Source organism: Streptomyces sp. NBC_00012 (assembly GCF_045040875.1).
GTDB lineage: Bacteria > Actinomycetota > Actinomycetes > Streptomycetales > Streptomycetaceae > Streptomyces.
The window spans coordinates 4881874-4908569 of sequence record NZ_CP108309.1; the positions used below are offsets into that span (position 1 = coordinate 4881874).

A 26696-nucleotide genomic window follows, 5' to 3' on the forward strand; every position below is an offset into this window, starting at 1 on the left:
TCCCGTTCCCCGGTGTGGTCCCTTTCACGGGGGTCGCACCGGGCCCGGAATGGAAGCCGCGCCCCCGCAGGTTCTAGCCTGTGGGGGCGCGGCTCTTTCGTACGGCCGTGCGGAGGTACGGCGCGGGTGACAGCTCAGAGGAACGAGGCACAGATGACCGACCCGGTGACGCTGGACGGCCAGGGTTCGATCGGCGACTTCGACGAGAAGCGGGCTGAGGCCGCCGTACGCGAACTTCTCATCGCGGTGGGTGAGGACCCGGACCGCGAGGGACTGCGCGAGACGCCCGGACGGGTCGCGCGGGCGTACAAGGAGATATTCGCCGGCCTCCACCAGGAGCCCGAGGATGTCCTGACGACCACGTTCGACCTCGGTCACGACGAGATGGTGCTGGTCAAGGACATCGAAGTGTTCAGTACCTGCGAACATCACCTGGTGCCGTTCAGGGGCGTCGCGCACGTCGGGTACATTCCGGCCACCACCGGCAAGATCACCGGTCTTTCCAAGCTGGCCCGGCTGGTCGACGTCTACGCCCGCCGCCCGCAGGTCCAGGAGCGGCTGACCACGCAGATCGCCGATTCCCTGATGGAGATCCTGGAGCCGCGCGGGGTCATCGTCGTCGTCGAGTGCGAGCACATGTGCATGTCGATGCGCGGGATCCGCAAGCCGGGGGCGAAGACGCTGACCTCGGCAGTGCGCGGACAGCTCCGTGACCCCGCGACGCGTGCCGAGGCGATGAGCCTGATCATGGCGCGCTGACCGGACTCCGGCGCAGCCGTACCCGACCGGAGCTCGGTGCCCCTACGCGGCCGCCGAGCTCCGGTCGTTGTCCTCGTCCTCCGGGAGCTTGCAGATGCGCTCCAGCCAGAGGGCCGCGGCGATCACGGCGATGCCCGCCAGGACGGCGAAGCCCGCGTAGATGGCCTGGTCGCGGCGGGCCGGGATGTCGAGGGAGCCGAGCAGGAAGACGCCGACGCCGCCGTACATGCCGGAGACCAGGGCGGAGACCAGAGCGCTGGCCTGGCCGAAGACGACCGCACGGGCGGCCATCAGCGGCTCGATGCCCTTGGCTCCCGGCCGGCGCTCGCGCTGGGCGCGCAGCCGGGAACGGACGGAGAGTGCCGTCGCGAGCAGGATGACGGCGATCACCGCGAGCACGATCGGCGCGGCGAGGGGAACGCTCGGCAGGCTGCCCAGGGCGTCCCAGAGGCGGGCACCGCCCCAGGAGAGCACCCCGGCCGCGGCGAAGAGGCCAGCCAGTACCCCGAGCCTGAGTTGCTTCACCGAGTGATCCGCCCTTCGCCGCCAGTGGTCAGTTTCCGTCGAGCCTAACGACTACTCGGGCAGGCGGAGTTCCAGATCGGCCCGGGGCAGCACGCCGTCCCGGCCGACTCCGGCCAGCAGCTCCGCGACGGGGCCGGCACCGGGCAGCTGGGCCTCGGGGTCGACATCGTGCCACGGGGCGAGGACGAAGGCCCGCGCATGGGCCCGGGGGTGGGGGAGGGTGAGCACCGGGTCGTCGGAGACGACGTCCGAGTAGGCCACGATGTCGACGTCGATGGTGCGAGGGCCCCAGCGCTCCTCGCGGACACGGTCGAAGGCCTCCTCGATGGCCTGACCGCGCTCCAGGAGGGAGGACGGGGGGAGCGTCGTCTTCACGACGATCACCGCGTTGAAGTACGAGGGCTGGGAACCGGGCGCGACGCCCCAGGGCTCCGTCTCGTACACCGGGGAGACCGCTTTGACCCGCAGGCCGGGGGTGTCCTCCAGGGCGTCGATGGCGCCCTGGAGGGTCTCCAGGCGGTTGCCGAGGTTGGAGCCCAGGGAGATCACGGCGCGCTTGGGGTTGGAGAGGGTGACATCCGCCGCGTCCACCTGCTCGACCACGGAGGCGGGCACCGGCTGGACGGTCGGGTCGCTCTGCCCTTCGGTGGAAAACGCAGTCATACTCGGCTCCGGGTGATGGTGATGGTCACATCGTCGAAGGGGACGGTGATCGGCGCATCCGGCTTGTGCACCACGACCTCCACCTCCTCGACTCCTTCGTGCTTGAGGCACTGCTGGGCGATGCGCTCCGCGAGCGTTTCGATCAGGTCGACGGGGTCACCCTGCACCACTTCGACGACCTCCTCCGCGACGACGCCGTAGTGCACGGTCTTCGTCAAGTCGTCGGAGGCTGCCGCGGGGCGGGTGTCCAGGCCGAGCACCAGGTCCACGATGAAGGTCTGGCCCTCTTCCCGCTCCTTGGGAAAGACGCCATGGTGCCCACGGGCCTTGAGGCCGCGCAGCGCGACACGATCCACGCGAATCACTCCTGCTGTCGTTGGTCGTAGAGACACGGGGCCGCGTGCGGACGGCGAGGTGCTCTCTTTCGAATCTACCTGCGAGCACCGACAGTGCTCGCCCGCGGGGGCCGTGGTCGCGGCCTCACGGACTGGTAGCCGCGTATACCCGCACTGCCCCGTTCCAACCCCGTTCGGGGACGCGGCCGCCCGATCAGCAGGTCAGGAGGGTGTCTCTTCGTCCTCTTCCTCACCGGTTTCGGTCAGTACGGGCGATCCGTGGTGGGACCAGATCTTCCAGCCGTCGGGTGTGCGCCGGAACACATTGGTGGCCACGACGAGTTGTCCGACCAGCGGGCCGAGCGCGTTGCCGTTCTCCGCCGGGCCGCCGCTGAGGATGTTCTCCGTGCAGGTCACCAGGGCCGTGTCGCCGGTCATCGAGACCCCGACGTCGGTCAGGAAGAACTGGATGTACTCGGTGTTCGCCATGATCAGCGCGTAACTGCGCAGCACCTCGCCGCGGCCGCTCAGCACCGGCCAGCCCGGGTGCACGCAGGAGACGGTGAGGTCCTCGCCCGGCAGCCAGAGCCCGGAGAGCTCCTCGAGGTCGCCGCGCTCCATCGCCTCGTAGAAGGTGGTGTTGGCCCGCTCGACGGCCGCGATGTCGGCGGCCGCCTCCGCGTGCTCGTCGCGGGGCCCGCTCACGCGGCGCCCTCGACGGCGCGGGCGACCCGTACGGCGTCGGCCGTGGCCCGTACCTCGTGGACCCGGACGGCCCAGGCGCCCGCGTGGGCGGAGAGCGCGGAGATCGCCGCGGTGGCGGCGTCGCGTTCGCGGGCGGGCGGCGGTGCGGCGCCCTCGCCGGCCAGTACGTGGCCGAGGAAACGTTTGCGGGAGGCGGCGACCAGCAGCGGGCGGCCCAGGGCGCGCAGCTCGTCGAGGTGGGCGACCAGGGCGAGGTCGTGGGCGGCGTCCTTGGCGAAGCCGAGACCGGGGTCGATCACGATCCGTTCCGGGGCGATGCCGCCCGCGACCACGGCGTCCATCCGCTCCCGGAGCTCGGCTGCGACCTCGGCGACGACGTCCCCGTACACCGCCCGGCTGTTCATGGACTCGCTGAAGCCGCGCCAGTGCATCACCACGAAGGGGGCGCCGGCCGCGGCGACGACGCGGACCATATCGGGGTCGGCGAGGCCGCCGCTCACGTCGTTGACCAGGACGGCTCCGGCTGCGACCGCTTCCTCGGCGACCCGGGCCCGCATGGTGTCCACGGAGACCGTGACCCCTTCGGACGCCAGCCCCTTGACCACCGGGACCACGCGTCGCAGCTCCTCCGACGCGTCGACCCGGCTGGCGCCGGGGCGGGTCGACTCGCCGCCGACGTCGATCAGGTCGGCGCCCCGGGCGACCAGGTCGAGGCCGTGTTTGACCGCGGCCGTGGTGTCGAACCAGCGGCCTCCGTCGGAGAAGGAGTCCGGGGTCACGTTCACGACACCCATGACCGCGCAGCGGTCCCACTCCGGCAGGCCCTGGACCGTGCCTCGTCCACGCAACGTACTCATGCGACCAGCGTAGGCCCCGTGCGGTGCGGAGCTACGCCGCGCGCGCGTGGTGCTCCCGGTCCGGCGCCGAGGTGTGGGCGCAGGGGCGTGGCCGGGGGGCCGGGAAGCGGCGGGCGAAGGGGCGGGGGAGGGCGAGGTTCACGAAGCCCTCCGCCTGCATGGCCGCGAGGGAGATGCGGGGCAGGTCGCGGGCGGTGCGGTATACGACGAAGCGGGGCTCCCAGCGGGGGCGGAACTTCGCGTTGAACTTGTACAGCGACTCGATCTGGAACCAGCGCGACAGGAAGATCAGCAGTCCGCGCCAGGTCCGCAGCACCGGTCCGGCGCCGAGCTTCTCGCCCCGGGCGAGTGCCGAGCGGAACATCGCGAAGTTCAGCGATACGCGTCCGACCGAGAGCTGGGGGGCGGCCTGGAGGGCGGCGACGATCAGCAGTTCGTTCATGCCTGGGTCGGCGGCGCGGTCGCGGCGCATGAGGTCGAGGGACATGCCGTCGTGGCCCCACGGGACGAAGTGGAGCACGGCCTTCAGGTCGCCGTAGGGGGAGTCGCCGGTGTGCTCGTCGGCCTTGTGGGCGGTGGCGATGACGCAGTCGCCGTCGGCCGGGTCGCCGATCCGGCCGAGCGCCATGGAGAAGCCGCGTTCGTTGTCGGTGCCGCGCCAGTCGTCGGCGGCCCGGCGGATGCGGGCGAGTTCGTCCTCGCCGATGTCGCTCACGCGCCGGACCCGGGTCTCGTAGCCGAGGCGTTCAATGCGCTTCACCATCTGGCGTACGTTGCGCATCGCGCGCCCGGCGAGCGAGAAATCCGCGACATCCACCACCGCCTCGTCGCCCAATTCCAGGGCGTCGAGCCCGGTCTCGCGGGTCCAGACCTCGCCGCCGGTCTCGCTGCAGCCCATCACGGCCGGGGTCCAGGAGTGGGCCCTGGCCTCGTCCATGAACCGTTCGATGGCGCCCGGCCAGGCCTCCACGTCGCCGATCGGGTCGCCGCTGGCCAGCATCACCCCGGACACCACGCGGTAGCAGACGGCGGCCTTGCCGCTGGGGGAGAAGACGACGCCCTTGTCACGGCGGAGCGCGAAGTGGCCGAGCGAGTCGCGGCCGCCGTGCTTCTCCAGCAGGGCGCGCAGCCGGACCTCGTCGTCCTCGGTGAGGCGGGCGGCCGGGTGCTCGGGGCGGAAGGCGAGGTAGATGGTGGTGACGGCGGTCAGCAGGCCGAGGGCGCCGAGGGAGTACGCCACCGTCCAGGAGGTGTCGCCGGCGTACTCGACGGGCCCCTCGAAGCCGACCATCCCGTACAGCACGTGCTGGAGCCGGTCGGCGACGCTGGGGCTCCCGACCACCCTGCCGGGGTGCGCGCTGACGACGACGAGTCCGAGGGCCAGCGAACCGGCACCGAGGAGCACGAAGTTGGCCAGCGCCCGCCAGCGGCTCCTGGGGTCCGGGAGCGCGGCGAACTCGCCGCGGTTGCGGACCAGCAGCAGGCAGAGCACCAGCGAGACGAGCGTGCCGATGACCGAGTGCCGGTAGGTGAACTGCGCCAGCGCACCGGCCGGCAGCAGTACGACGGCGGCCCGCCAGGCCCGCCGCTTGCGCCGCTTGAGGCCGTGGGCGAGCAGCAGCAGCAGGACGCCCGCGCTCAGCGAGAGCGCGGCGGCGAACGGCCCGAGTGCGCCGGGCAGCACCTCGGCGAGGGTGTGCATCCGGCTGTGCCGGAAGCGCGGGAAGACGCCCGCGGCGACGTCGATCAGGCCGACGACGGTGCAGGCGGTACCGACCAGCGTCGGTACCGTTTCGGGGCGCGGACCGCGCACGAACTTGCGTACGGGGCTCGGAACCGATCCCGATTTATCCCCATCTAGCGTGACAGACATCGCTTCCCGTGGTTCCGCGAGAGATTCTTGAGTCCTTCGGCCGTGGCCCTTCGGACGATGTGCGACTTGTAGGACGAGGCTTCCGGATCAGGGGTTCACCCGAGAGCCGGAAATTTCCAGACAAGAAAGCTCACCCCCATGGGTCTTACCGGCAATGTGTTCCTCGGCCTGGTCATCGGGCTGGCTGTGGTGTTCTTCGCCGCCACGATCTGGCTCTGGCCCCGGCTGGCCCGCCGCAGCGTGCGCGCGGTGCTGGGCAGGGTCGGTCTGTTGCTGGCGACCCAGGTGATGGTCTTCTCCTCGGTCGGTCTGCTGGCCAACAACTCCTTCCTCTTCTACGGGTCGTGGGCCGACCTGCTCGGCCAGAAGCAGGACCTGGGCGTCGTCACGGACCACGCGGCCGGGACGCTGGCGGCGAAGAACATCGTCCGGGTCGGGATGCAGCTGCCGGACGTGCCGGGCGCCTCGCGGCCGGTGAAGAGCGGGCGGATCGACAAGGTCGTGATCTCGGGACGACGGTCGGGCATCGAGACCTCGGCGTACGTCTACCTCCCGCCGGAGTACTTCCAGCCGGCGTTCGCGCGCCGGAAGTTCCCCGCCGTGGTCGTCCTCACCGGCTACCCGGGCATTCCGGAGAACCTCCTGAAGGGCCTCGACTATCCGCGGACGGCGCATGCGCGGGTGAAGGCCGGCAGGGCGCAGCCGATGATCCTGGTGATGCTGCGGCCGACGCTGGCACCGCCGCGGGACACCGAGTGCGTGGACATAAAGGGCGGTCCGCAGACCGAGACGTTCCTCGCGGAGGATCTGCCGAACGTGGTCTCGGACGTGTACCGGGTCGGCAAGCTGGCCCACAACTGGGGCATCATGGGCAATTCGACCGGTGGTTACTGCGCGCTGAAGATCGGCCTGCACCACCCGGACCGGTTCGCCGCGAGCGTCGGGCTCTCCGCGTACTACAAGGCGGCCGAGGACCCGACCACCGGCGACCTCTTCCAGGGCGACCAGCAGGCGCGCAACCGCGCCGATCTGATGTGGACCCTGGACCACCTGCCCAAGCAGCCCGACTCGTCCTTCCTGGTCACGACGTCCCGGCACGGCGAGGGCAACTACCGCTCCACACGCCGGTTCATCTCCAAGGTGAAGTCGCCCGCCCAGGTCTCCTCGATCGTGCTCGACAGCGGCGGGCACAACTTCAACACCTGGCGGCGGGAGATCCCTTCGGCGCTGGACTGGATGAGCAGCCGGCTCAGCGAGAACTGATCCGGGGAGTGCGGCCGGCTCGGGGGCGACGACCCCGGCCGGCTCCGGGGCGGCGGCCCAGGCCCCGGCTCACCCGGTGGCGCTCTTGCCGACGCTCTCCACGGTCTCGACCGCCACCTCGGCGCGCGGCACGTCCTGGGCGTCCGCGTCGATCGAGCGGCGCAACGCCTCGTGCAGCCGGGCCGGGGTGAGCACGCCGAGGAACCGGCCGGTGCTCTCCGCGTCGATGACGGCGATCCAGCCCGCGTCGTGCTGGAGCATGGTGGCGAACGCCTGCTTGAGCGGAGCGCCGACGGGCAGCCACGCCTCCATCCGGCGGGCGTGCGCGCGCACCGTGCCCCCGGCGCCGGCGCCGGCGCCGTCGGCCGGGATCCAGCCGTGCAGATTGTCCTGGCCGTCCAGCACGACGGCCCAGCGCGCCCCCTCGGCCCGCAGCCGCTCGGTCGCCTTCGCCAGGGAGTCGTCGAGGTGGACGACGGGCGGCTGGTCGAGGTCGCCCTCCTCGATGGGGGTGACGGAGAGCCGCTTGAGGCCGCGGTCGGCGCCGACGAAATCCGCGACATAGGGGGTGGCGGGCGCGCCGAGCACGGTGGCCGGGGAGTCGAACTGTTCGATGGAACCCTGTCCGTAGACGGCGATCCGGTCGCCGAGCCGGACGGCTTCCTCGATGTCGTGCGTGACGAACAGGACGGTTTTACGGACCTGTTCCTGAAGTTTCCGGAATTCGTTCTGCAGCCGTTCGCGGACGACCGGGTCGACCGCGCCGAAAGGCTCGTCCATCAGCAGGACCGGCGGGTCCGCGGCCAGTGCCCTTGCCACGCCGACGCGTTGGCGCTGACCGCCGGAGAGCTGTTCCGGATAGCGGTCGCCATAAACGGAAGGGTCAAGTCCGACCAGGTCGAGGAGTTCTGCCGCGCGTTCACGTCCCTTTTCCCGTTTCCAGCCCAGGAGATGAGGGACGGTCGCGGTGTTCTCCAGGACCGTACGGTGCGGGAAGAGCCCCACCTGCTGGATCACATAACCGATACGGCGGCGCAGCCGGACGGGGTCGATGGCGGATATGTCGTCCCCGTCGAGGAATATCCGCCCCTCGGTCGGTTCGATCAGCCGGTTCACCATCTTCATGGTGGTCGTCTTGCCGCACCCCGACGGTCCGACGAGCGTGACCAGTTCACCCTCGGCGACCTCGAAGGAAAGGTCGTCGACGGCGGTGGTGCCGTCCGCGTACCGCTTGGTGACGTGCTCGAAACGGATCATGGTTCCCCATTGTGGCGCGTGTTCTGTGAAGGACGTGTTGCTGAAATACAACGGCTCCCGCGATTGTCAGTGGTCGAGGATAGGGTCGCCAGACATACGTACGAAGCGGTGACCGGGAGGTGGGGACCTATGGCCGCGGGACAGAACTGCCTGGTGACGAACGACTGGATCTGCGGGGAGTATCTGCGTTCCCGCAGTCAGGAGTTGACCGATGCGACGGTCCAGCACATCTGGATCACCGCGGTCTCGGTGGCGATCGGACTCCTGGTGGCCTTTCCGCTGGCGCTGCTCGCGCGCCGCAGTCGCCGTTTCGCCGGACCGGTCCTCGGGCTGACGACGGTTCTCTACACCGTGCCCTCGCTCGCGATGTTCTCTCTGCTGCTGCCGTTGTTCGGGCTCTCCGCCGCGCTGGTGGTCACCGGTCTGGTGCTGTATTCGCTGACCATCCTCGTGCGGAACATCCTGGCGGGGCTCGAAGCCGTTCCCCAGGAGGCGAAGGAAGCCGCGAAGGGGATGGGGTACGGGCCGGTGCGGCTGCTGTGGGAGGTCGAACTGCCGTTGGCGATGCCCGCGTTGATGGCGGGCGTGCGGATCGCCACGGTGTCGACGATCGCGCTGACCACGGTCGGCTCGATCATCGGCAGGGGCGGCCTCGGCAACCTGATAGGCGACGCGCTCCCCAGCTTCTTCAAGGCCCAGGTGCTCACCGCCTCGGTCCTGTGCGTACTGCTCGCGGTCGTCGCGGATCTGCTGCTGCTCGGTGTGCAGCGGCTGTTGACCCCCTGGACCCGAATACGGGCCGCGCACGCGGGCGCGGACACCGTGGCAAAGGCGGTCTGACCCATGGGAGTTCTCGGCGAGGCATGGACCTGGCTCACCACCGGCGCCAACTGGTCGGGGGAGAGCGGGGCGGCCCACCGCTTGGTCGAGCATCTGTACGTCAGCGGCGTCGCGCTCGCCCTGGCCTGCGCGATCGCGCTGCCGGTCGCGCTGTATCTGGGCCACATCGGGAAGGGGGGCGCGCTGGCCGTCAACCTCTCCAACGTGGGGCGGGCGGTCCCGGTCTTCGCGGTGCTGGCCCTCTTCATGGTCTCGCCCCTGCGCAACGCCGGATACGTGCCGACGGTCATCGCGCTGGTGCTGTTCGCCGTGCCGCCGCTGCTGACCAATGCCTACGTCGGGATGACGGAGGTCGACCGGTCGGTGACGGAGGCGGCGCGGGGCATGGGGATGTCCGGACGGCAGCTCTTCGTGCGGGTCGAGCTGCCGCTGGCCTACCCGATGATCATGACCGGGCTGCGCTCCGCCGCGGTCCAGGTGGTCGCCACGGCGACGATCGCGGCGATGGTCGGCCAGGGCGGCCTCGGCCGGATCATCACCGCCGGGTTCAACACGTACAACACACCGCAGGTGGTCGCGGGGGCGGTGCTGGTCGCCGTGCTCGCGCTGCTGGTGGAGGCGGTGCTGGTGGGCCTGGACCGGCTGCTGTCGCCGCTGCGTCGTCGCCGGACGGCCTGACAGCACATGACGGCGCCCGACGGCCGGGCGGAGCCCCGATCCCCGACCCGACCCCGATCACCGAGTCCCGATTCTCGATCCGCGGTTCCGGTCCGGATCCGCGATTCCAGGGATCTCATCCCATTCGGACGATTCAGGCCACTCGGGCCATTCAGACCATTCAGGCCATTCAGACCTGTTGCTGTGGACGGAGAACAACAATGAGCAAGACCTCGCGCATAGCCGGCGCGGTCATCGGCATGGTCGCGCTGACCGGCTCGCTCGCCGCCTGCGGCGGCGACAGCCTGGAGAAGGACAAGGCGGGCTCGGCATCCGCCGGCGGCGCCGCGGGCTCCGGCAAGAAGAGTTCGCTCGTCGTCGGTGCCGCCTCCTTCACCGAGTCCAAGGTGCTCGCGGAGCTGTACGCGCAGATCCTCGGCGACGCCGGATACAGCACCTCGATCACCACGGTGGCCAACCGGGAACTGTACGAGCCGTCCCTGGAGAAGGGCGAGATCGATGTCGTCCCCGAATACGCCGCGACGATCGCCGAATTCCTCAATGCCAAGGTGAACGGCGCCAAGAAGGCCGAGAAGGCACCGGTCGCCTCCGGTGACACGGCGGCCACCGTCGCCGCGCTGGAGAAGCTCGCCACCCCGCGCGGACTGAAGGCGCTCCCGGCCGGTGCGGCCGTCGACCAGAACGCCTTCGCGGTGACGAAGGAATTCGCCGCGAAGAACAAGCTCAAGACCCTTTCTGACCTCGGCAGGTCGAAGGTCGCGGTGAAGATCGCGGCGGGTGACGAGTGCGAGGTGCGGCCGTTCTGCGCACCTGGTCTGAAGAAGACCTACGGCATCGATGTCACCGGAATCGACCCCAAGGGAGTCGGTACGCCGCAGTCCAAGCAGGCGGTCAAGGACGGCAAGGACCAGCTGGTCCTCACCACCACCACGGACGCGGTGCTGGACAGCTACGGCCTGGTGTTCCTGGAGGACGACAAGAAGCTCCAGAACGCCGACAACGTGCTGCCGGTCCTCAATGCCGAGGACGCCGGTTCGCAGGACATTGCCGATGCGCTCGGCAGGCTCACCAAGGCGCTCACCACCGAAGATCTCGCGGAACTGAACCGCAAGGTCGACGCGGAGCGCGCAAAGCCCGCAGATGTGGCCAAGGAGTATCTGCGCTCGAAGAGCCTCATCGAGAAGTAGGAATCGGGGGTAATGGTGGCCGTCAGGTAACCGGGAGGGAACAGATTGCCCGGCGGCCCCCCAAGTGCCCCGTACACACGGTAAATTTCAGGCCATGCCACGTGGACGTCATCGCCATTCGCCACCTCTGCACAGAATCCTTCCGCCGTCGGCAGTCGTCGGAGTCTCGGTTCTCTGTGCCGGAAGTACCTGGCTGTTCGCCGAACCCCTGGTCCTGCGCTCCCTGGCGGCCGCCGCGGCGGCCGCCGCCGTGACCGGCGCGTATCTGATGCGCAGCTGGGACCGGGAAGCCGGCCGCCGGGTCGCGGAGCTGACGCGGGCCCGCGCCGGTGACGAATGGCGGGCCGAGGAGCGGATCGCCGAGCTGGAGTCCGACCTGGAGGAGTCCCGGGAGCTGCGCACCCGGCTGGAGACGAAGCTGCGCCGCAAGCGCGTGGAGCTCGCCAACCTGCGCGGCGAGCACGCCGCGCTGCTGCGCCGGTACGCCACCGCCGAGACCGAGCGGGCCAGCGCGCTGGAGGGCCGCAGGCAGCTCGCGCTCGAAGCCGCCGCCGCGCCCCGGGAGCTGCCCGCCGCACGCAGCACCCCGACGTCGGCCGCCTATCTGCGTGCCGCCCAGGCGCTGGAGGACCTCTCCCGCAACGGGGCACTCCAGGAGGCGCGCCGCACCGCCGAGCAGGCCAGGAAGCGTGATCTCGCCGAGCGGTCCCGGGAGGCGGAGGAGCGGCAGGGCAAGCACGCCGCAGCCGCCGATGACCGGACCGGTGCGCAGCACCTGCGCCCGCCGGCCGCCCTGCCCGCGCCCCGGCCGTCCGCCGCGCTGCCCCCGGCGCGCACCGCACCGGCCGCCACCGCCATCGCCCCGTACACGGCCTCCCGGCGCCAGCCGGTGCCGCAGGGCAGCTTCGACTTCTTCGGTACGCAGAAGGCGGCGCGCGCCGCGATCGAGTCCGTGCAGAACGAGGACCTCGCCGACGTGGTGGGCGAGGAGGCGCTGGCCGCGCACCGTACGGGCAAGGCCGAGAAACGGGCCGTCGGCGAGGTCATCGACCTGACCGCGCACGACGAGACCGAGCAGCTGGACGTGGCGGAGCTGCGCAGCGCGATCTCGTAGGCGGCGGCCCCGGGGCCGCCGCCCGCCGGCTACTTGTCGATGTCGCCGACGACGAAGAAGAGCGAGCCCAGGATCGCCACCATGTCGGCGACCAGCGTGCCCGGCAGCAGCTCGGTGAGCGCCTGGATGTTGTTGTACGAGGCGGAGCGGAGCTTCAGCCGGTACGGGGTCTTCTCGCCCTTGGACACCAGGTAGTAGCCGTTGACGCCGAGCGGGTTCTCGGTCCAGGCGTAGGTGTGGCCCTCGGGGGCCTTCAGCACCTTGGGCAGCCGCTGGTTGATGGGGCCGGGGGCCAGGCCGGCCATCCGGTCCAGGCAGGCGTCCGCGAGGTCCAGGGCGTTGTGCGTCTGCTCCAGCAGGCACTCGAAGCGGGCCAGGCAGTCGCCCTCGGTGCGGGTGACCACCTTCAGGGTGTCCTGGAGCTCCCCGTACGCGAGATACGGCTCGTCGCGCCGCAGGTCGAAGTCGACGCCCGAGGCGCGGGCGATCGGCCCGGACACCCCGTACGCGTGCACGGTCTCCGCGGCGAGCACGCCCACGTCGCGGGTGCGGCCCCGGAAGATCTCGTTGCCGAGCACCAGGTCGTCGTAGACGTCCATCCGGGACCGGACCGAGGCGACGGCGTCCCGGGCGCGTCCGAGCCATCCGGCCGGGAGGTCCTCCTTGAGGCCGCCGACGCGGTTGAACATGTAGTGCATCCGCCCGCCGGAGACCTCCTCCATCACGGCCTGGAGCTCCTCGCGCTCGCGGAAGGCGTAGAACACCGGGGTGATCCCGCCGAGTTCGAGCGGGTACGAACCGAGGAACATCAGATGGTTCAGCACCCGGTTCAGCTCGGCGAGCAGGGTGCGGGTCCAGACCGCGCGCTCCGGGACCTCCATGCCGAGCATGCGCTCCACGGCCATCACGACGCCCAGCTCGTTGGAGAACGCCGAGAGCCAGTCGTGCCGGTTGGCGAGCATCACGATCTGCCGGTAGTCGCGGGCCTCGAACAGCTTCTCCGCGCCCCGGTGCATGTAGCCGATGACCGGCTCGGCGTGCTGGATGCGCTCGCCGTCCAGGACGATGCGCAGTCGGAGCACACCGTGGGTGGAGGGGTGCTGGGGGCCGATGTTGAGCACCATGTCGGTGCTCTCCGCCGCGCCGCCGATGCCGACCGTCGTCTCCGTCATGCGGCCAGTATCGCGCGAACGCGCCGGGGCGCGGAGCCCAGGGCCGCGGGCCCCGCTCGCAGCCCCCCGCTCGCAGCTCCCTGCCCCAGCCCCCATGCCGCATCGGCCCCCTTGCCGCATCAGCCCACTCGCCGCATCAGCCTTTTCGCTGCATCAGCCAGCCGAAGTCGCCGAGGCCGCCCCGGGCCGTCAGCTCCGCCGCCTCGCCCGCCGAGGCGAGCGCCCGTACGTAGCCGGCCGGGTCCGTCGACGCCAGGGCCAGGGGTGGGCGTCCGCCGTCGACGCCGAGGCGGTGCAGCGCCTCGCGCTGGCTCAGCAGCTCGGGCCGCGCACCGGCGAAGGCCCCGGCCGCCGCGCAGGCGTCCAGCGCCACGTGCGAGGTGAGGTCGCAGCTGCCGTCCGGCACCGGCCGGACCTCGCGGCCTGCCCGGAAGCCGGTCAGGGTGCCGAACGGGGGCCGCGCGTCGCGCACATGGGCGTAGTCCACCGCCACGGCGAGCCCCCCGGCCAGCGTGGCGACCGCCCGCGCCCAGGCCTCGTCGCGGGGGCGGCCGATCTCCGCGCGGCCGCCCGGACCGGCCGACGGCCACCACCGGCGCAGCCACTCGGCGTCCGCCCCGGTCACCGGCTCGCCCAGCCGCTCCGCACCGTCCCGGGTCCGGACCTGGACGTACCGGTCGACGCCGTCCGCGTCGGTCTCGGCGACCTCGGCCGGGACGTTGTCCAGCCACTCGTTGGCGAACAGCAGGCCGCGGATCCCCGGCGGCGGTTCGGCGCACCACTCGATCCGGGCATCCAGACCGGGCGGACGGGCGGCGAGCTCCACGGCGTACGCCCGTACGGCCAGGCCGTCGGCGCCCGCGGCCGGCAGCGCCGCCAGCACCCCCGTCAGCAACTCGCCCCGCCCGGCACCCAGATCCACCAGGTCCACCGAGCCGGTACCCAGCTCCCGTGCCGTCCCGACCAGCAGCCGGGCGACGGCGGCGGCGAAGAGCGGCGAGGCGTGGACGGAGGTACGGAAGTGGCCCGCCGGCCCCTCGGGGCTCCGGTAGAACCCCCCGTCCCCGTACAAAGCGGTCTGTGCCGCCACCTGCCACCCACGCCACTCGTCCGTCACCTGTCCAAGTCTCCACCTTGGGGAGTACGGTCCCCGGAGCCGGATCGGCCCTTCGGCTGACCCGGGCGCCCCTCGGCTGTCCCTACGCTGGGTCACGTGCAGCGCCTCTACGACTTCATCCGCAGACACCCGTCGGGCGTCGACTGCTTCTGGGCCGTCGTCCTCCTCGGGCTCTCCGGCTTGTCCATGGTGGGTGTCCCGAGCCACGGAGCGGGGCACGTCGCTGCCGTCCCGATCGTGCTCGGTCTCTGCGTCGTCGTCGCGCTGCGTCGGCGCGCGCCGGAGAAGATGCTGCTGCTCGCCATCGCGATGGGGGTGGCGCAGCTGGTCACCGGGGTCGGACCCGGTGCCATGAACTTCGCCATGCTGGTGATCGTCTTCACCGTGGCCACCGTCGGGGAGCGCTGGGCGTCCCGGCTCGCGCTGGTCTGCAGCCTGTGCGCGGCGGGTCTGTCCAAGCTGCGCTGGCAGCAGGAGGCGCCGCAGGGCGGCTGGGCCCAGCAGACCTTCGTCGTCATCGTGCTGACCGTGCCGTTCGTGCTGGCCTGGGTGCTCGGCGACTCGATGCGGACCAGGCGTGCCTACTTCAGCCAGCTGGAGGAGCGCGCCGCCCGGCTGGAGCGGGAGCGCGAGGCGCAGTCGAAGGTCGCGGTGGCGGCCGAGCGGGCCCGGATCGCACGTGAACTCCACGACGTCGTCGCGCACAACGTGTCGGTGATGGTGGTCCAGGCCGACGGTGCGGCGTACGTCATGGACGCCGCCCCCGACCAGGCCAAGCAGGCCCTGGAGACCATCTCCAGCACCGGCAGGCAGGCGCTCGCCGAGATGCGGCGGTTGCTCGGGGTGCTGCGGACGGGCGACGCGCAGGAGAGCGGGGAGTACGTCCCGCAGCCGGACGTGGACCAGATCGAGGACCTGATCGAACAGGTCAGACAGACCGGCCTGGCCGTCGACTTCAGGATCGAGGGCACCCCGCGCCCGCTGCCCAGCGGGGTCGAGCTGACCGCGTACCGCATCGTGCAGGAGGCCCTGACCAACACCCGCAAGCACGGCGGCCCGGACGCGGGGGCCAGTGTGCGTCTGGTCTACTTCGACGACGGGCTCGGACTGCTGATCGAGGACGACGGGCGGGGCGCGGCCCACGAACTGTACGAGGACGGCGGCGCCGACGGCGCGGGCCACGGAATGATCGGGATGCGCGAGCGGGTCGGCATGGTCGGCGGCACGCTGGACGCCGGGCCGCGTCCCGGCGGCGGCTTCCGGATCAGCGCGCTGCTGCCGCTCAAGCCGGCCCACTAGACCTTCGCACCCTTCGCGGGGAAGAAACCCTTCGCGGGGAAGAACAGGAGACAGGACACCTCATGGCCATCCGCGTGATGCTCGTCGACGACCAGGTGCTGCTGCGCACCGGCTTCCGGATGGTGCTCGCCGCCCAGCCGGACATGGAGGTCGTGGCCGAGGCCGGCGACGGCGCGGAGGCGATCGAGAACCTTCGCTCCACCGCCGTCGACGTGGTGCTGATGGACGTACGGATGCCCAGGCTGGACGGTGTCGAGGCCACCCGGCGCATCTGCGCGCAGCCGGAGGCGCCCAAGGTGCTCATCCTGACCACCTTCGACCTCGACGAGTACGCCTTCTCCGGGCTCAAGGCCGGAGCCAGCGGCTTCATGCTCAAGGACGTGCCGCCCGCCGAGCTGCTCGCCGCCATCCGCTCCGTGCACAGCGGTGACGCCGTCGTCGCCCCCTCCACCACCCGCCGACTGCTCGACCGCTTCTCCCCGATGCTGCCGAGCGGTACCGGTGAGCCGAAGCACAAGGACATCGCCAGGCTCACCGAACGCGAACGCGAGGTGATGCTGCTGGTGGCCCAGGGCCTGTCGAACGGCGAGATCGCGGCGCGCCTGGTGCTCTCCGAGGCGACCGTGAAGACGCACGTGGGCCGCATCCTCACCAAGCTGAGCCTGCGCGACCGGGTGCAGGTCGTGGTCCTCGCGTACGAGACGGGGCTGGTCCGGGCCGGCGGCGGGTCGGTCTGACTCAGGCCGTGTCCGGCGGCGGGTCGGTCTGACGCAGGCCGTGTCCGGCCGCGGGCCGGTCTGACGCAGGTCGTGCCCGGCGGATCACGGCCGGGGTCCGGTCCTGATCCGCCGGACACGACCTGAGCGGCCCGGCGACGGGTCAGCGCAGGATGCCTTCCAGGAAGTCGCTGCCGAGCCGTGCCACCGAGGTCAGGTCCAGCTGGTGCAGCACGTACCGGCCGCGCCTCCGGGTGGTGACCAGGCCCGCCTTCTTCAGCACCGCGAGATGCCGGGAGACCTCGGGCGCGGTGATGCCGTGCGTGTCGGCGAGCTGGCCGGTGGTGTGCGGGGAGCGGGCGAGATGGCGGCAGAGCCGCATCCGCATCGGGTGGGCCAGCGCCTCCATGCGCAGCTGGAGCAGTTCCACGGAGGCGGGGGAGGGCAGCTCGGGCTGGTGCACCGGATAGTGGATCACCGGGCGCCAGCCCGGCGCGTGCAGCAGGTTGAGGTGCGGCCAGCCGAAGGTGGACGGGATGAGCGTGAGCCCGGAGCCGACGGTGCTGGTCCGGCCCTCGCTCAGCTTGTCGGCGCTGATCATGGTCCCGGCCTCGTCGACGGTCAGCGCCGTGGAGACCGCGGCCATCGCCTCGCCGAGCCCCTTGCGGCGCAGCAGGTCGTTCTTGTGCCGGGCGTCGGCGGCCAGCTGGACCTGGACCCGGCGCCAGGTGTCCGAGAAGAACGCCCGGTCGCAGTCCTCGAACAGGCGCCGCACCCAGCGGCGTATGGGGGCCGGGTCGGCCAGCAGCTGCTGAGCGAACTCCACCTGCCGGGGGCCGCGTGCCGCCGCCATGTCCAGGGCGCGGGCGCGCATCACCGGATCGGCGAGCGGGGACGGCGCGCCGGCCCCGTACAGGCTGGTGCAGGTGAACTCCAGGGCGGCGGCGACGAACCGCTCGTCGTCGAGCCGGTCGAGGATGTCGAGGTCCTCGGCGAGGTTGGCGCCCGTCCTGCCGTTGCCGCCGCGGACCCCGGCGAACGGCATGAAGACGTCCGAGAACGTGTGGCGCCACAGGAAATCGGCCTCGTGCAGCCGGTCGGCGAGGTCCGGCTCCAGCGCGCTGGAGGTCGCCGTCGCCCAGCCGTGCAGGCCCGGGTGGTGCCCCGGCTCGGAGAGGGCATGCAGGGCGAGCCCCAGCTCGGCGAGGGGGGAGGTCTCGAAGACGATGCGGTCGGGAGTCAGCCCGGCGATGTCGATGTGCACGCTCACCCCTCCATAGTGCGGGGTGCCCGCAGAAGGCCCGGCGCCATTTGACGGGGCTCGTCAATCGGCGGGCGGGGCGGGCCGGGACCGTCCCACGCTGAGGCCATGGACGCCATTCAGCAGCACATGATCGACAGCTATCGCGCGGCCCAGCGGGGCGAGCTGCCGCCGCCACTGCCGGGCCGGCACGACTGGGGCGTGGTGCGCGAGGCCCGCGACCGGCGCCGCTTCGACGCGGTGATCGCGGGCCGCCCGGCACGCGGCCGCCGGTGGGCGGCGCTCCGGTCCCTGCTCGGGAAGTACGGTCCGTCCGGCGTCTGAGCACGGCCCGGACGAGCGGTCCGGCTGCCTCCCACCGCGGGACGGCCCCCGGGGCCGGCTGCTCCATCGATGCCGGACGGCCCCCGGGGCCGGCTGCTCCATCGATGCCGGACGGTTCTCGGACCGACCGCTCCGCGAAATGCGGGACGCCCCTCAGGCCAGCCGCTCCACGAACTCCCGCACCGCGCCCCGTACATCCTCGGCGGTCCACTCCAGCCCTTCGCGCCCCACCGTCACCTCGGTGAACGACAGTCCGGGCGGCCCGGCGGCCGCCGGGTACCACTTGCGGAAGAGGGACACGCCCGTCTCCTCCGCCTGCCGCACCGCCGCCTCCGTCAGCACGTCCGCCGCGTACGGCAGCCACACCTGGAACTGGTGCGTGTGCGGCGGCTCCGGGTGCACCCGGAACCACGGCGTGCCGGCCGTGGAGAAGCCCTCGGCCAGCGCCGCGGCCACCACCTTCGCCTGCGCCACGTACGAGGCCAGCCGCGGCAGCTCCTGATCGAGGCCGATCAGGGCCGCGATCGCTGCCGGGAACTGCTGGAAGAGCTGCCCGCCGTACCGGTGGCGCCAGGTGCGGGCCTCCTCGATCAGCGACGCGGGACCGGCCAGCGCCGCCCCGGAGATTCCGCCCAGGGTCTTGTAGAACGACACGTACACGCTGTCCGCGAGCGCCGCGATCTCCGGCAGCTCCCGCCCGAAGTGGGGGGCGCATTCCCAGAGCCGCGCGCCGTCGATGTGCACCACCGCATCGCGTTCCCGCGCGGCCGCCACCGCGTCCTCCAGCTCCTCCCACGTCGGCAGGACGAAACCGGCGTCGCGCAGCGGCAGCTCCAGCATCAGCGTGCCGAACGGCTCGTCGAAGTCGCGGATCTCCTGCGCCGTGGGCAGCCGGGGCTCGGACGTCGGGTGGACGGTACGCAGCCCGCTCACCGCAGCCAGGGCGCCGCGCTCGTGCATCTCGGGATGGGCGAGCGGGTGCAGTGCCACCGCGGTGTCACCGGTCCGCCCGGCCCAGCACCGCAGCGCCACCTGCTGCGCCATCGTCCCGGTCGGGAAGAACGCGGCGGCCTCCATGCCCAGCAGGCCCGCGATCCGCTCCTCCAGCTCGGCCACGACGCCGTCGCCGTAGATGTCCGCGGGGCGGTCGAGATCGGTGACGGCCCCGGCCCCGGCCGCCAGCGCGGCCAGCCGCTCACCGAGCGAGAGGTTCATGGGCGGCCGGATCAGGACCCGTTCGGCCGCGGCCCAGGCATTGATCCTGCGCGACCGCTGCGCGTCCTGCTGGGATTCCTCCCGCGGCTCCTCCCGCAGGTCCTCCGGTGCCTCCGGCCGTGACTGCCCGCCCATGTCTGCTGTGTCTGTCATGGGACGATCATCACGCAGCCCGCAGCGCGGACCCGCATGGTTTTCCGGGCGTTCCCGGCTCCGGGCCGCGCCTCCCGCCCGGACTTTTCCCACAGGCTGTGGACAGCCAGGAGTCCGGGCGAAACGCTGGCGTAGCATGCAGAGGAATCGTCCGGTACCCCCCGGGACTGGAACGGAAGGCCACCGCCGCGTGAATGCAACAGCCCCCAACGACCCCCTCGAAGCGAGGGACCGCCCCGCCCGGCTCACGGTCGGCGTCGTGGGCGCGGGCCGTGTCGGCCCCGCTCTCGCCGCGTCGCTCCAGCTCGCCGGGCACCGGCCGGTCGCCGTGTCCGGCGTCTCCGACGCGTCCGTGCGCAGGGCCGCCGCACTGCTGCCCGACGTACCGCTGGTGCCGCCCGCCGAGGTCCTGGCGCGCGCCGAGCTGGTGCTGCTGACGGTCCCCGACGACGCCCTGCCCGGCCTGGTCGAGGGCCTCGCCGAGACCGGCGCGGTGCGGCCGGGACAGCTGATCGTCCACACCTCGGGGCGGTACGGGACGCGGGTCCTGGACCCGGCGCTGCGGGCCGGCGCCCTGCCGCTCGCCCTGCACCCGGCGATGACGTTCACCGGCACCTCCGTCGACGTCCAGCGGCTGGCCGGCTGCTCCTTCGGCGTGACCGCCCCCGAGGAGCTGCGGCTGGCCGCCGAGGCCCTGGTCATCGAGATGGGCGGCGAGCCCGAATGGATCGCGGAGGAGTCCCGTCCGCTCTACCACGCGGCGCTCGCGCTCGGTGCGAACCACCTGGTCACCCTGGTCGCCCAGTCGATGGAGCTGCTGCGCACGGCCGGGGTCGCCGCCCCCGACCGGATGCTCGGCCCCCTCCTCGGCGCCGCACTCGACAACGCCCTGCGCTTCGGCGACGCCGCCCTGACCGGCCCGGTGGCCCGCGGCGACGCCGGTACGGTCGCCGCGCACATCGGCGAGCTGCGCAGGCACGCCCCGCAGGCCGTGGCCGGATACGTCGCGATGGCCCGCGCCACCGCCGACCGCGCCCTCGCCCACGGCATGCTCAAGCCGGAGCTGGCCGAGGACCTGCTCGGGGTCCTGGCCGACGGCACCGGCCCCGGTACCACGGGCGGCACCGGATCACAGGAGCCCCGATGACCGACACGACCGGCACCCCCGACACGACCGGCACCCCCGGTGCCCCTGGCGCCCCCGGTACCCCCGGCACGACCGACACCCCCCGCCCCGCCGCGGCCACCCTGCTCCGTACCGCGGCCGAGCTCGGCGCGTTCGTCCCGCGCGTCCCGCGCGCCCCGCTCAAGGCAGGGCGGGCCGTCGTCATGACCATGGGCGCCCTGCACGAGGGCCACGCCACCCTGATCCGCGCCGCGCGGGCGGCGGCGGGGCCCGAGGGCCAGGTGGTCGTCACCGTCTTCGTCAACCCGCTCCAGTTCGGCGAGGCCGCGGACCTGGACCGCTACCCCCGTACGCTCGACGCCGACCTCGCCGTGGCGGGCGCGGCCGGGGCGGACGCGGTCTTCGCACCGTCCGTCGACGAGGTCTACCCCGGTGGCGAGCCGCAGGTCCGGATCTCCGCGGGCCCGATGGGCGAGCGGCTCGAAGGGGCCTCGCGCCCCGGACACTTCGACGGCATGCTCACCGTCGTCGCCAAGCTCCTCCACCTCACCCGCCCCGACGTCGCGTTCTTCGGGCAGAAGGACGCCCAGCAGCTGGCGCTGATCCGCCGCATGGTGCGCGATCTGAACTTCCCCGTGGAGATCGCCGGCGTGGAGACGGTCCGCGAGCCGGACGGCCTCGCGCTCTCCAGCCGCAACCGCTTCCTGGACGCGGAGGAACGGCACACCGCCCTCGCCCTGTCCCGGGCCCTGTTCGCCGCCCGCGACCGGCTCGCCGCCCAGCAGGCGCTGCACGCCCGCGCGCAGACCACCTCGGCCACCACCGGCCGGGCCGCCGCGCTCACCGCGCTCGGCGAGGCCCGCGCCGCCGCCGACACCCAGGCGGTGGCCCTGGCGCGTCCGGTCGACGGCCCCTCCGCGGTACGGGCGGCCGCACTCCTGATCCTCGACGACGCGGCGGCCGCGCAGCCCCCGCTCGCCATGGACTACCTGGCGCTCGTGGACCCGGCCGACTTCACCGAGATCCCCGACGACCGCACCACCGGTGAGGCGGTCCTCGCCGTCGCCGCGCGGGTCGGCAGGACCCGCCTCATCGACAACATCCCGCTGACCTTCGGAGCCACCACGTGACCGGAATACGGCTGACCGCCCCCGCCCCCGGCTGGTCCCTCGACGCCGACGTCGTGGTGGTCGGCTCCGGCGTGGCCGGTCTCACCACCGCACTGCGCTGCGCCGCCGCGGGCCTGGCCACCGTCGTCGTCACCAAGGCCCGCCTCGACGACGGCTCCACCCGCTGGGCGCAGGGCGGCATCGCGGCCGCCCTCGGCGAGGGCGACACCCCCGAGCAGCACCTCGACGACACCCTGGTCGCGGGCGCGGGTCTGTGCGACGAGGCGGCGGTGCGGACGCTGGTCACCGAGGGCCCGGACGCCGTGCGCCGGCTGATCGGGACCGGTGCCCACTTCGACACCACGGAGAGCGGCGACATCGCGCTGACCCGCGAGGGCGGCCACCACCGCCGCCGCATCGCCCACGCGGGCGGTGACGCCACGGGCGCCGAGATCTCCCGCACCCTGGTCGAGGCGGTCCGCGAGGCCGCCCTGCACACCGTGGAGAACGCGCTCGTACTGGACCTCCTCACCGACGCCGAAGGCCGTACCGCGGGCGTCACGCTGCACGTCATGGGTGAGGGCCAGCACGACGGCGTCGGCGCGGTCCACGCCCCCGCGGTGGTCCTCGCCACCGGCGGCATGGGCCAGGTCTTCTCCGCCACCACCAACCCGGCCGTCTCCACCGGCGACGGCGTGGCGCTGGCGCTGCGGGCCGGCGCGGAGGTCTCCGACCTGGAGTTCGTCCAGTTCCACCCGACGGTCCTGTTCCTCGGCGCCGGCTCCGAGGGCCAGCAGCCGCTGGTGTCGGAGGCGGTACGGGGCGAGGGCGCCCACCTCGTCGACGCGTCCGGCACGCGCTTCATGCTCGGACAGCACGAGCTGGCGGAGCTCGCCCCGCGCGACATCGTCGCCAAGGCCATCACCCGCCGGATGGAACTGCACGGCACCGAGAACATGTACCTCGACGCCCGCCACTTCGGCGCCGAGATGTGGGAGCAGCGCTTCCCGACGATCCTGGCGGCCTGCCGCGCCCACGGCATCGACCCCGTGACCGAACCGATCCCCGTCGCCCCCGCCGCGCACTACGCCTCCGGCGGCATCCGCACCGACCTGCGGGGACGTACCACGGTGCCCGGCCTCTACGCCTGCGGCGAGGTCGCCTGCACCGGCGTGCACGGCGCGAACCGGCTGGCGTCCAATTCCCTCCTGGAGGGCCTCGTCTTCGCCGAGCGCATCGCGGCGGACATCGTCGCGGACCGGCCCCGCGCGGGCGCCGCGGAGACCGGCGACGACCGCGCGCCCTCCCCACTGATCGCCCCGGAGGCCCGGTCCACGATCCAGCGCATCATGGCCCGGGGCGCCGGAGTGCTGCGCTCCGCCGAGAGCCTGGCCGCCGCCGCCGACGAGCTGGAGGCCCTCCACAACAGCGCCGCGCAGGCCGTGGAGGCCGACGAGCCCAAGACCGCGGTGCCCGGCGTCGAGGCGTGGGAGGCCACCAACCTGCTGCTCGTCTCGCGCGTACTGGTCGCCGCCGCCCGGCAGCGCGAGGAGACCCGAGGCTGCCACTGGCGCGAGGACCGGCCCGAGCGCGACGACGAGAACTGGCGCCGCCACCTCGTCGTCCGGCTCACCCCGGAGCGCCGCCCGGTCCTTTGCCGGACGGAGACCGAGGCATTCGGGCCCGTACGCCCCGCGCAGGCACCAGACTGCGCAGCAGCACCCCCCACCCACCCCGCCGACGTCACCGAGGAGCAGTAACCGTGAGCACGCCCGAAGAGAATCCGCGCCCCACACCCGTGGACGTACCGCTGATCCATATCGGCGCGCCCGCACCCTCCGCGGGCGGCTGCGGGGACGGCTGCGGCTGTGGCGGGGACGAGTTCGACCCGCTGGAGTGCGGCCTCGACCCGGCCCTCGCCCAGCTCCTCGCCGACGCGGGCCTGGACCCGGTCCAGGTCGAGGACGTCGCGCACGTGGCGATCGAGGAGGACCTGGACGGCGGGGTGGATGTCACCACCGTCGCGACCGTCGCCGAGGACGCCGTGGCCACCGGTGACTTCACCGCCCGCGAGGCGGGCGTCGTGGCCGGTCTGCGCATCGCCGAGGCCGTCCTGTCCATCGTCTGCACGGAGGAGTTCGCGGTCGAGCGCCACGTCGAGGACGGCGACCGGGTCGCCCCCGGCCAGAAGCTGCTGACCGTCACGACCCGCACCCGCGACCTGCTCACCGGCGAGCGCAGCGCGCTCAACCTGCTGTGCCGGCTCTCCGGCATCGCGACCGCCACCCGCGCCTGGGCCGATGTGCTGGAAGGCACCAAGGCCAAGGTCCGCGACACCCGCAAGACCACCCCGGGCCTGCGCGCCATGGAGAAGTACGCGGTGCGCTGCGGCGGCGGCGTCAACCACCGGATGTCGCTGTCGGACGCGGCGCTGGTCAAGGACAACCACGTCATCGCCGCGGGCGGCGTGGCCGAGGCCTTCAAGCGGGTGCGGGACGAGTTCCCGGACGTACCGATCGAGGTCGAGGTCGACACCCTCCAGCAGGTCCGCGAGGTGATCGACGCGGGCGCCGACCTGATCCTGCTGGACAACTTCACCCCGCTCCAGACGGCCGAGGCGGTCGCCCTGGTCGGCGGCCGCGCGGTCCTGGAGTCCTCCGGCCGGCTCGCCCTCGACACCGCCCGCGCCTACGCCGAGGCGGGCGTCGACTACCTGGCCGTCGGCGCGCTCACCCACTCCTCGCCGATCCTCGACATCGGCCTGGACTTCCGCGACACCGACGGGGCCGACGCCTGATGCTGCTCACCATCGACGTCGGCAACACCCACACCGTCCTCGGCCTGTTCGACGGCGAGGAGATCGTCGAGCACTGGCGGATCTCCACCGATCCCCGCCGCACCGCCGACGAGCTCGCCGTGCTGCTCCAGGGCCTGATGGGCATGCACCCGCTGCTCGGCATGGAGCTGGGCGACGGCATCGAGGGCATCGCGATCTGCTCCACGGTCCCGGCCGTCCTGCACGAGCTGCGCGAGGTGACCCGCCGCTACTACGGCGACGTCCCCGCCGTGCTCGTCGAGCCGGGCATCAAGACCGGCGTGCCGATCCTGATGGACAACCCGAAGGAGGTCGGCACGGACCGCATCATCAACGCGGCCGCCGCCGCCGAGCTCTACGGCGGTCCGGCGATCGTCGTCGACTTCGGCACCGCCACCACCTTCGACGCGGTCTCCGCCCGGGGCGAGTACACCGGCGGTGTGATCGCCCCCGGCATCGAGATCTCCGTCGAGGCGCTCGGCGTCAAGGGCGCCCAGCTCCGCAAGATCGAGCTGGCCCGGCCGCGCAGCGTGATCGGCAAGAACACGGTCGAGGCGATGCAGTCGGGCATCATCTACGGCTTCGCCGGCCAGGTCGACGGCGTCGTCGCGCGGATGAAGAAGGAACTGGCGGCCGACCCCGACGACGTCACCGTCATCGCGACGGGCGGCCTTGCGCCAATGGTGTTGGGCGAGTCATCCGTCATCGACGAGCACGAGCCCTGGCTCACCCTCATCGGCCTGCGCCTGGTGTACGAGCGGAACGTGTCCCGGATGTAGCGGATACCGGCCGTACCTGCGGGAACGGCCCGCGGCGGCGGGGCACCGCCGCCGCGCCGCCGACGGCCAGCTAAGCGGATTTTGTCCATTTAGCACGTATTGTCGCGTTATGCCCACGCCATACGGATCACGCGGCGGCATGGCGTTCAGCGCGGACGAGCTGCGGGTGCTCCGACGTGCCCTCGCCATCGCCCTCCATCCCATGCCCCTGCCGGACGAGGACGTCCAGGACTGCCTGCGGCTGGCCGGCGCCGTGGACGAGGCGGTCGGCGAGGCCGGACGGCTGCGTACGTTCCTCCTCGCCGAACTCGTCCGCTACCGCAACGCCCTCCCCGGCTCCGTCAGCGGCTACCTGGAACTGCTCCAGGACGCCCTGGCGGGCGGGTACGACCCCGGCCCCGATGACCTGGCCGCGCTGCGCGCCCTGCGCCACAGGCCGGTGGCCGCGGCGCTCCTGGAGCGCTGTCAGGTGCTCGCGGAGCGGTCGGTACGGGCCCGCCTCGCCGGACGCGCCGTGCCGGCGAAGGCTCCGGCGCCACGCAGCCGGCTCCTCGCCCTGCCCGGCGGCCGGACCGGCGTGGCCGACGCGGAACCCGAACGGCCCAAGGCCCCGGCGGAACCCGCCCGGCCCACCGGCCCGGCCGGGCGCCCCGCGCCGAAACCCTCGGAGGTCTTCCCGCCCCGCCGCCGCCCGGTCCCGCCGCCGCAGCAGCGCGCCGCGGGGTAGTGGAGGGGCGGCGCCGGGGTCCGTAGCGGCCTCGCTACTCTGGACGGCATGGACTACGTATCCGCGCTCGTGCCCCCCGTGGTGATGGCCGTCTTCTTCATCGGCCTCGTCGTGACGATCGTCAAGAGCCAGGGCGGTCCCAACAAGGCCAAGGAGGACGCGGCCGTGGACTTGGCGTTCGGCCGCGCCGGGTCCGTCCAGCAGTCCACGTCGAACAACGACGACTGACCCCGCAGCACACCAAGGGCGCACGACTCTTCCGGAGCCGTGCGCCCTTTTGCTGCGCAAATAAACCGGTCATTCCGGGCATCTGGCACTAAAGTGACATTGTGCCCCGCCAATTGGGAGATCTGGAAGACGCCGTGATGACACGGATCTGGCAATGGAACCGTCCGGTCACCGTGCGGGAAGTCCTTGAGGACCTTCAGCAGGAACGCTCCATCGCCTACACCACCGTCATGACGGTAATGGACAATCTCCATCAGAAGGGCTGGGTGCGCAGGGAAGTCGACGGCCGCGCATATAGATATACGGCGGTCTCCACCCGCGCCGCCTACTCGGCCGCGCTGATGAACGAAGCATGGTCGCGCAGCGACAACCCCGCGGCCGCTCTTGTCGCCTTCTTCGGCATGATGTCCGCCGAGCAGCGCGAGGCGCTCCAGGACGCCATGCGGATCGTTCAGCCCGGCCTCTCCGGGACCCCCGGGCCGGAGTCCGGCGAACCTGTCGGCGAACGGGCCGACGCGGCGGTCGGCGATGCCGATGAAGCGGCCGGAGATCCGGCCGCAGATCCGGCCGATGGGGCGGGTCCGGAGGCCGGGCGATAG

The 26696-nt window shown here is 72.3% G+C and carries 28 protein-coding genes; 17 read left to right on the forward strand and 11 right to left on the reverse strand.

Annotated elements, in window-relative coordinates; genetic code table 11:
- The first annotated feature begins 153 nt into the window (after nucleotides 1–153).
- Nucleotides 154–759 carry a GTP cyclohydrolase I FolE gene (gene folE / locus OHA19_RS22455; RefSeq protein ID WP_405721596.1) on the forward strand — a complete coding sequence of 202 codons (606 nt, stop codon included), beginning with the start codon at nucleotides 154–156 and terminating at the stop codon, nucleotides 757–759.
- Between the two features lie 42 nt (nucleotides 760–801).
- Here the strand turns inward: folE and OHA19_RS22460 are convergent, their stop codons facing one another.
- The 6 genes from OHA19_RS22460 to OHA19_RS22485 all read right to left on the reverse strand — a co-directional run bounded on the left by OHA19_RS22460 (nucleotide 802) and on the right by OHA19_RS22485 (nucleotide 5717).
- The gene (locus tag OHA19_RS22460; RefSeq protein ID WP_405713974.1) at nucleotides 802–1284 is read right to left on the reverse strand and encodes a DUF3180 domain-containing protein; all 483 of its coding nucleotides are present in this window, start codon (nucleotides 1282–1284) and stop codon (nucleotides 802–804) included.
- A gap of 51 nt (nucleotides 1285–1335) precedes the next feature.
- Nucleotides 1336–1947: a 2-amino-4-hydroxy-6-hydroxymethyldihydropteridine diphosphokinase gene (gene folK, locus OHA19_RS22465; RefSeq protein ID WP_405713972.1), complete on the reverse strand. Its 612-nt coding sequence runs from the start codon at nucleotides 1945–1947 to the stop codon at nucleotides 1336–1338.
- The gene (gene folB, locus OHA19_RS22470) at nucleotides 1944–2303 is read right to left on the reverse strand and encodes a dihydroneopterin aldolase (protein ID WP_124719495.1); all 360 of its coding nucleotides are present in this window, start codon (nucleotides 2301–2303) and stop codon (nucleotides 1944–1946) included. The genes folK and folB overlap by 4 nt, the downstream gene beginning before the upstream one ends.
- A gap of 201 nt (nucleotides 2304–2504) precedes the next feature.
- The gene (locus OHA19_RS22475) at nucleotides 2505–2987 is read right to left on the reverse strand and encodes a nuclear transport factor 2 family protein (protein WP_405713970.1); all 483 of its coding nucleotides are present in this window, start codon (nucleotides 2985–2987) and stop codon (nucleotides 2505–2507) included.
- On the reverse strand, nucleotides 2984–3781 hold the full coding sequence (gene folP / locus OHA19_RS22480) for a dihydropteroate synthase (RefSeq protein ID WP_405721594.1): 798 nt from the start codon (nucleotides 3779–3781) through the stop codon (nucleotides 2984–2986). The genes OHA19_RS22475 and folP overlap by 4 nt, the downstream gene beginning before the upstream one ends.
- 94 nt (nucleotides 3782–3875) lie before the next feature.
- Nucleotides 3876–5717 carry a phosphatidylglycerol lysyltransferase domain-containing protein gene (locus tag OHA19_RS22485; RefSeq protein WP_405713968.1) on the reverse strand — a complete coding sequence of 614 codons (1842 nt, stop codon included), beginning with the start codon at nucleotides 5715–5717 and terminating at the stop codon, nucleotides 3876–3878.
- Between the two features lie 138 nt (nucleotides 5718–5855).
- Here OHA19_RS22485 and OHA19_RS22490 point away from each other — a divergent pair, with 138 nt between their 5' ends.
- The gene (locus OHA19_RS22490) at nucleotides 5856–6980 is read left to right on the forward strand and encodes an alpha/beta hydrolase (protein ID WP_405713966.1); all 1125 of its coding nucleotides are present in this window, start codon (nucleotides 5856–5858) and stop codon (nucleotides 6978–6980) included.
- Nucleotides 6981–7049: 69 nt separating this feature from the next.
- Here the strand turns inward: OHA19_RS22490 and OHA19_RS22495 are convergent, their stop codons facing one another.
- A complete protein-coding gene (locus OHA19_RS22495) occupies nucleotides 7050–8237 on the reverse strand; it encodes an ABC transporter ATP-binding protein (protein ID WP_405751295.1) in 1188 nt (395 codons plus the stop codon).
- 129 nt (nucleotides 8238–8366) lie between these two features.
- Between OHA19_RS22495 and OHA19_RS22500 the strand changes: the two genes are divergently transcribed.
- The 4 genes from OHA19_RS22500 (at nucleotide 8367) to OHA19_RS22515 (ending at nucleotide 12056) form a co-directional block, all read left to right on the forward strand.
- Entirely contained in the window at nucleotides 8367–9077 is a 711-nt protein-coding gene (locus OHA19_RS22500; protein ID WP_405713962.1) for an ABC transporter permease, read from the forward strand.
- Between the two features lie 3 nt (nucleotides 9078–9080).
- Entirely contained in the window at nucleotides 9081–9755 is a 675-nt protein-coding gene (locus OHA19_RS22505; protein ID WP_405713960.1) for an ABC transporter permease, read from the forward strand.
- A gap of 200 nt (nucleotides 9756–9955) precedes the next feature.
- Nucleotides 9956–10942, forward strand: coding sequence for an ABC transporter substrate-binding protein (locus OHA19_RS22510; RefSeq protein WP_405751298.1), 987 nt, complete (start codon nucleotides 9956–9958; stop codon nucleotides 10940–10942).
- Between the two features lie 94 nt (nucleotides 10943–11036).
- Nucleotides 11037–12056, forward strand: a complete 1020-nt coding sequence (locus OHA19_RS22515; protein WP_405751301.1) for a hypothetical protein — start codon at nucleotides 11037–11039, stop codon at nucleotides 12054–12056.
- Between the two features lie 29 nt (nucleotides 12057–12085).
- Here OHA19_RS22515 and OHA19_RS22520 read toward each other — a convergent pair whose 3' ends face one another.
- A complete protein-coding gene (locus OHA19_RS22520; RefSeq protein WP_405751304.1) occupies nucleotides 12086–13228 on the reverse strand; it encodes an NADH-quinone oxidoreductase subunit D in 1143 nt (380 codons plus the stop codon).
- Between the two features lie 136 nt (nucleotides 13229–13364).
- Complete coding sequence (locus tag OHA19_RS22525) at nucleotides 13365–14345, reverse strand: SAM-dependent methyltransferase (RefSeq protein WP_405713952.1); 981 nt, start codon at nucleotides 14343–14345, stop codon at nucleotides 13365–13367.
- Between the two features lie 96 nt (nucleotides 14346–14441).
- Between OHA19_RS22525 and OHA19_RS22530 the strand changes: the two genes are divergently transcribed.
- Both OHA19_RS22530 and OHA19_RS22535 read left to right on the forward strand, forming a co-directional pair.
- Nucleotides 14442–15644 (forward strand): sensor histidine kinase, encoded by a 1203-nt coding sequence (locus tag OHA19_RS22530; RefSeq protein ID WP_405751307.1) that lies wholly within the window; start codon nucleotides 14442–14444, stop codon nucleotides 15642–15644.
- A gap of 62 nt (nucleotides 15645–15706) precedes the next feature.
- The gene (locus tag OHA19_RS22535) at nucleotides 15707–16381 is read left to right on the forward strand and encodes a response regulator (RefSeq protein WP_405713948.1); all 675 of its coding nucleotides are present in this window, start codon (nucleotides 15707–15709) and stop codon (nucleotides 16379–16381) included.
- 142 nt (nucleotides 16382–16523) lie between these two features.
- Here OHA19_RS22535 and OHA19_RS22540 read toward each other — a convergent pair whose 3' ends face one another.
- Nucleotides 16524–17624, reverse strand: coding sequence for a DUF5937 family protein (locus OHA19_RS22540; protein WP_405721591.1), 1101 nt, complete (start codon nucleotides 17622–17624; stop codon nucleotides 16524–16526).
- Between the two features lie 105 nt (nucleotides 17625–17729).
- Here OHA19_RS22540 and OHA19_RS22545 point away from each other — a divergent pair, with 105 nt between their 5' ends.
- Complete coding sequence (locus OHA19_RS22545) at nucleotides 17730–17945, forward strand: hypothetical protein (protein ID WP_405713946.1); 216 nt, start codon at nucleotides 17730–17732, stop codon at nucleotides 17943–17945.
- Between the two features lie 153 nt (nucleotides 17946–18098).
- Here the strand turns inward: OHA19_RS22545 and OHA19_RS22550 are convergent, their stop codons facing one another.
- Nucleotides 18099–19313, reverse strand: a complete 1215-nt coding sequence (locus tag OHA19_RS22550) for a threonine aldolase family protein (RefSeq protein WP_405713944.1) — start codon at nucleotides 19311–19313, stop codon at nucleotides 18099–18101.
- Between the two features lie 190 nt (nucleotides 19314–19503).
- Here OHA19_RS22550 and OHA19_RS22555 point away from each other — a divergent pair, with 190 nt between their 5' ends.
- The 8 genes from OHA19_RS22555 (at nucleotide 19504) to OHA19_RS22590 (ending at nucleotide 26696) form a co-directional block, all read left to right on the forward strand.
- A complete protein-coding gene (locus OHA19_RS22555) occupies nucleotides 19504–20460 on the forward strand; it encodes a Rossmann-like and DUF2520 domain-containing protein (protein ID WP_405713942.1) in 957 nt (318 codons plus the stop codon).
- A complete protein-coding gene (panC, locus tag OHA19_RS22560; RefSeq protein WP_405751310.1) occupies nucleotides 20457–21569 on the forward strand; it encodes a pantoate--beta-alanine ligase in 1113 nt (370 codons plus the stop codon). The genes OHA19_RS22555 and panC overlap by 4 nt, the downstream gene beginning before the upstream one ends.
- Complete coding sequence (locus OHA19_RS22565) at nucleotides 21566–23308, forward strand: L-aspartate oxidase (protein WP_405713937.1); 1743 nt, start codon at nucleotides 21566–21568, stop codon at nucleotides 23306–23308. The genes panC and OHA19_RS22565 overlap by 4 nt, the downstream gene beginning before the upstream one ends.
- 2 nt (nucleotides 23309–23310) lie before the next feature.
- Nucleotides 23311–24345 (forward strand): carboxylating nicotinate-nucleotide diphosphorylase, encoded by a 1035-nt coding sequence (gene nadC, locus OHA19_RS22570; protein WP_405751312.1) that lies wholly within the window; start codon nucleotides 23311–23313, stop codon nucleotides 24343–24345.
- Nucleotides 24345–25142: a type III pantothenate kinase gene (locus tag OHA19_RS22575; protein ID WP_405713933.1), complete on the forward strand. Its 798-nt coding sequence runs from the start codon at nucleotides 24345–24347 to the stop codon at nucleotides 25140–25142. Before nadC ends, OHA19_RS22575 begins: the two co-directional genes overlap by 1 nt.
- A gap of 139 nt (nucleotides 25143–25281) precedes the next feature.
- On the forward strand, nucleotides 25282–25869 hold the full coding sequence (locus OHA19_RS22580) for a hypothetical protein (protein ID WP_405721588.1): 588 nt from the start codon (nucleotides 25282–25284) through the stop codon (nucleotides 25867–25869).
- A gap of 48 nt (nucleotides 25870–25917) precedes the next feature.
- Nucleotides 25918–26097 (forward strand): hypothetical protein, encoded by a 180-nt coding sequence (locus OHA19_RS22585; RefSeq protein ID WP_405713931.1) that lies wholly within the window; start codon nucleotides 25918–25920, stop codon nucleotides 26095–26097.
- Between the two features lie 101 nt (nucleotides 26098–26198).
- Nucleotides 26199–26696, forward strand: a complete 498-nt coding sequence (locus OHA19_RS22590) for a BlaI/MecI/CopY family transcriptional regulator (protein ID WP_405713929.1) — start codon at nucleotides 26199–26201, stop codon at nucleotides 26694–26696.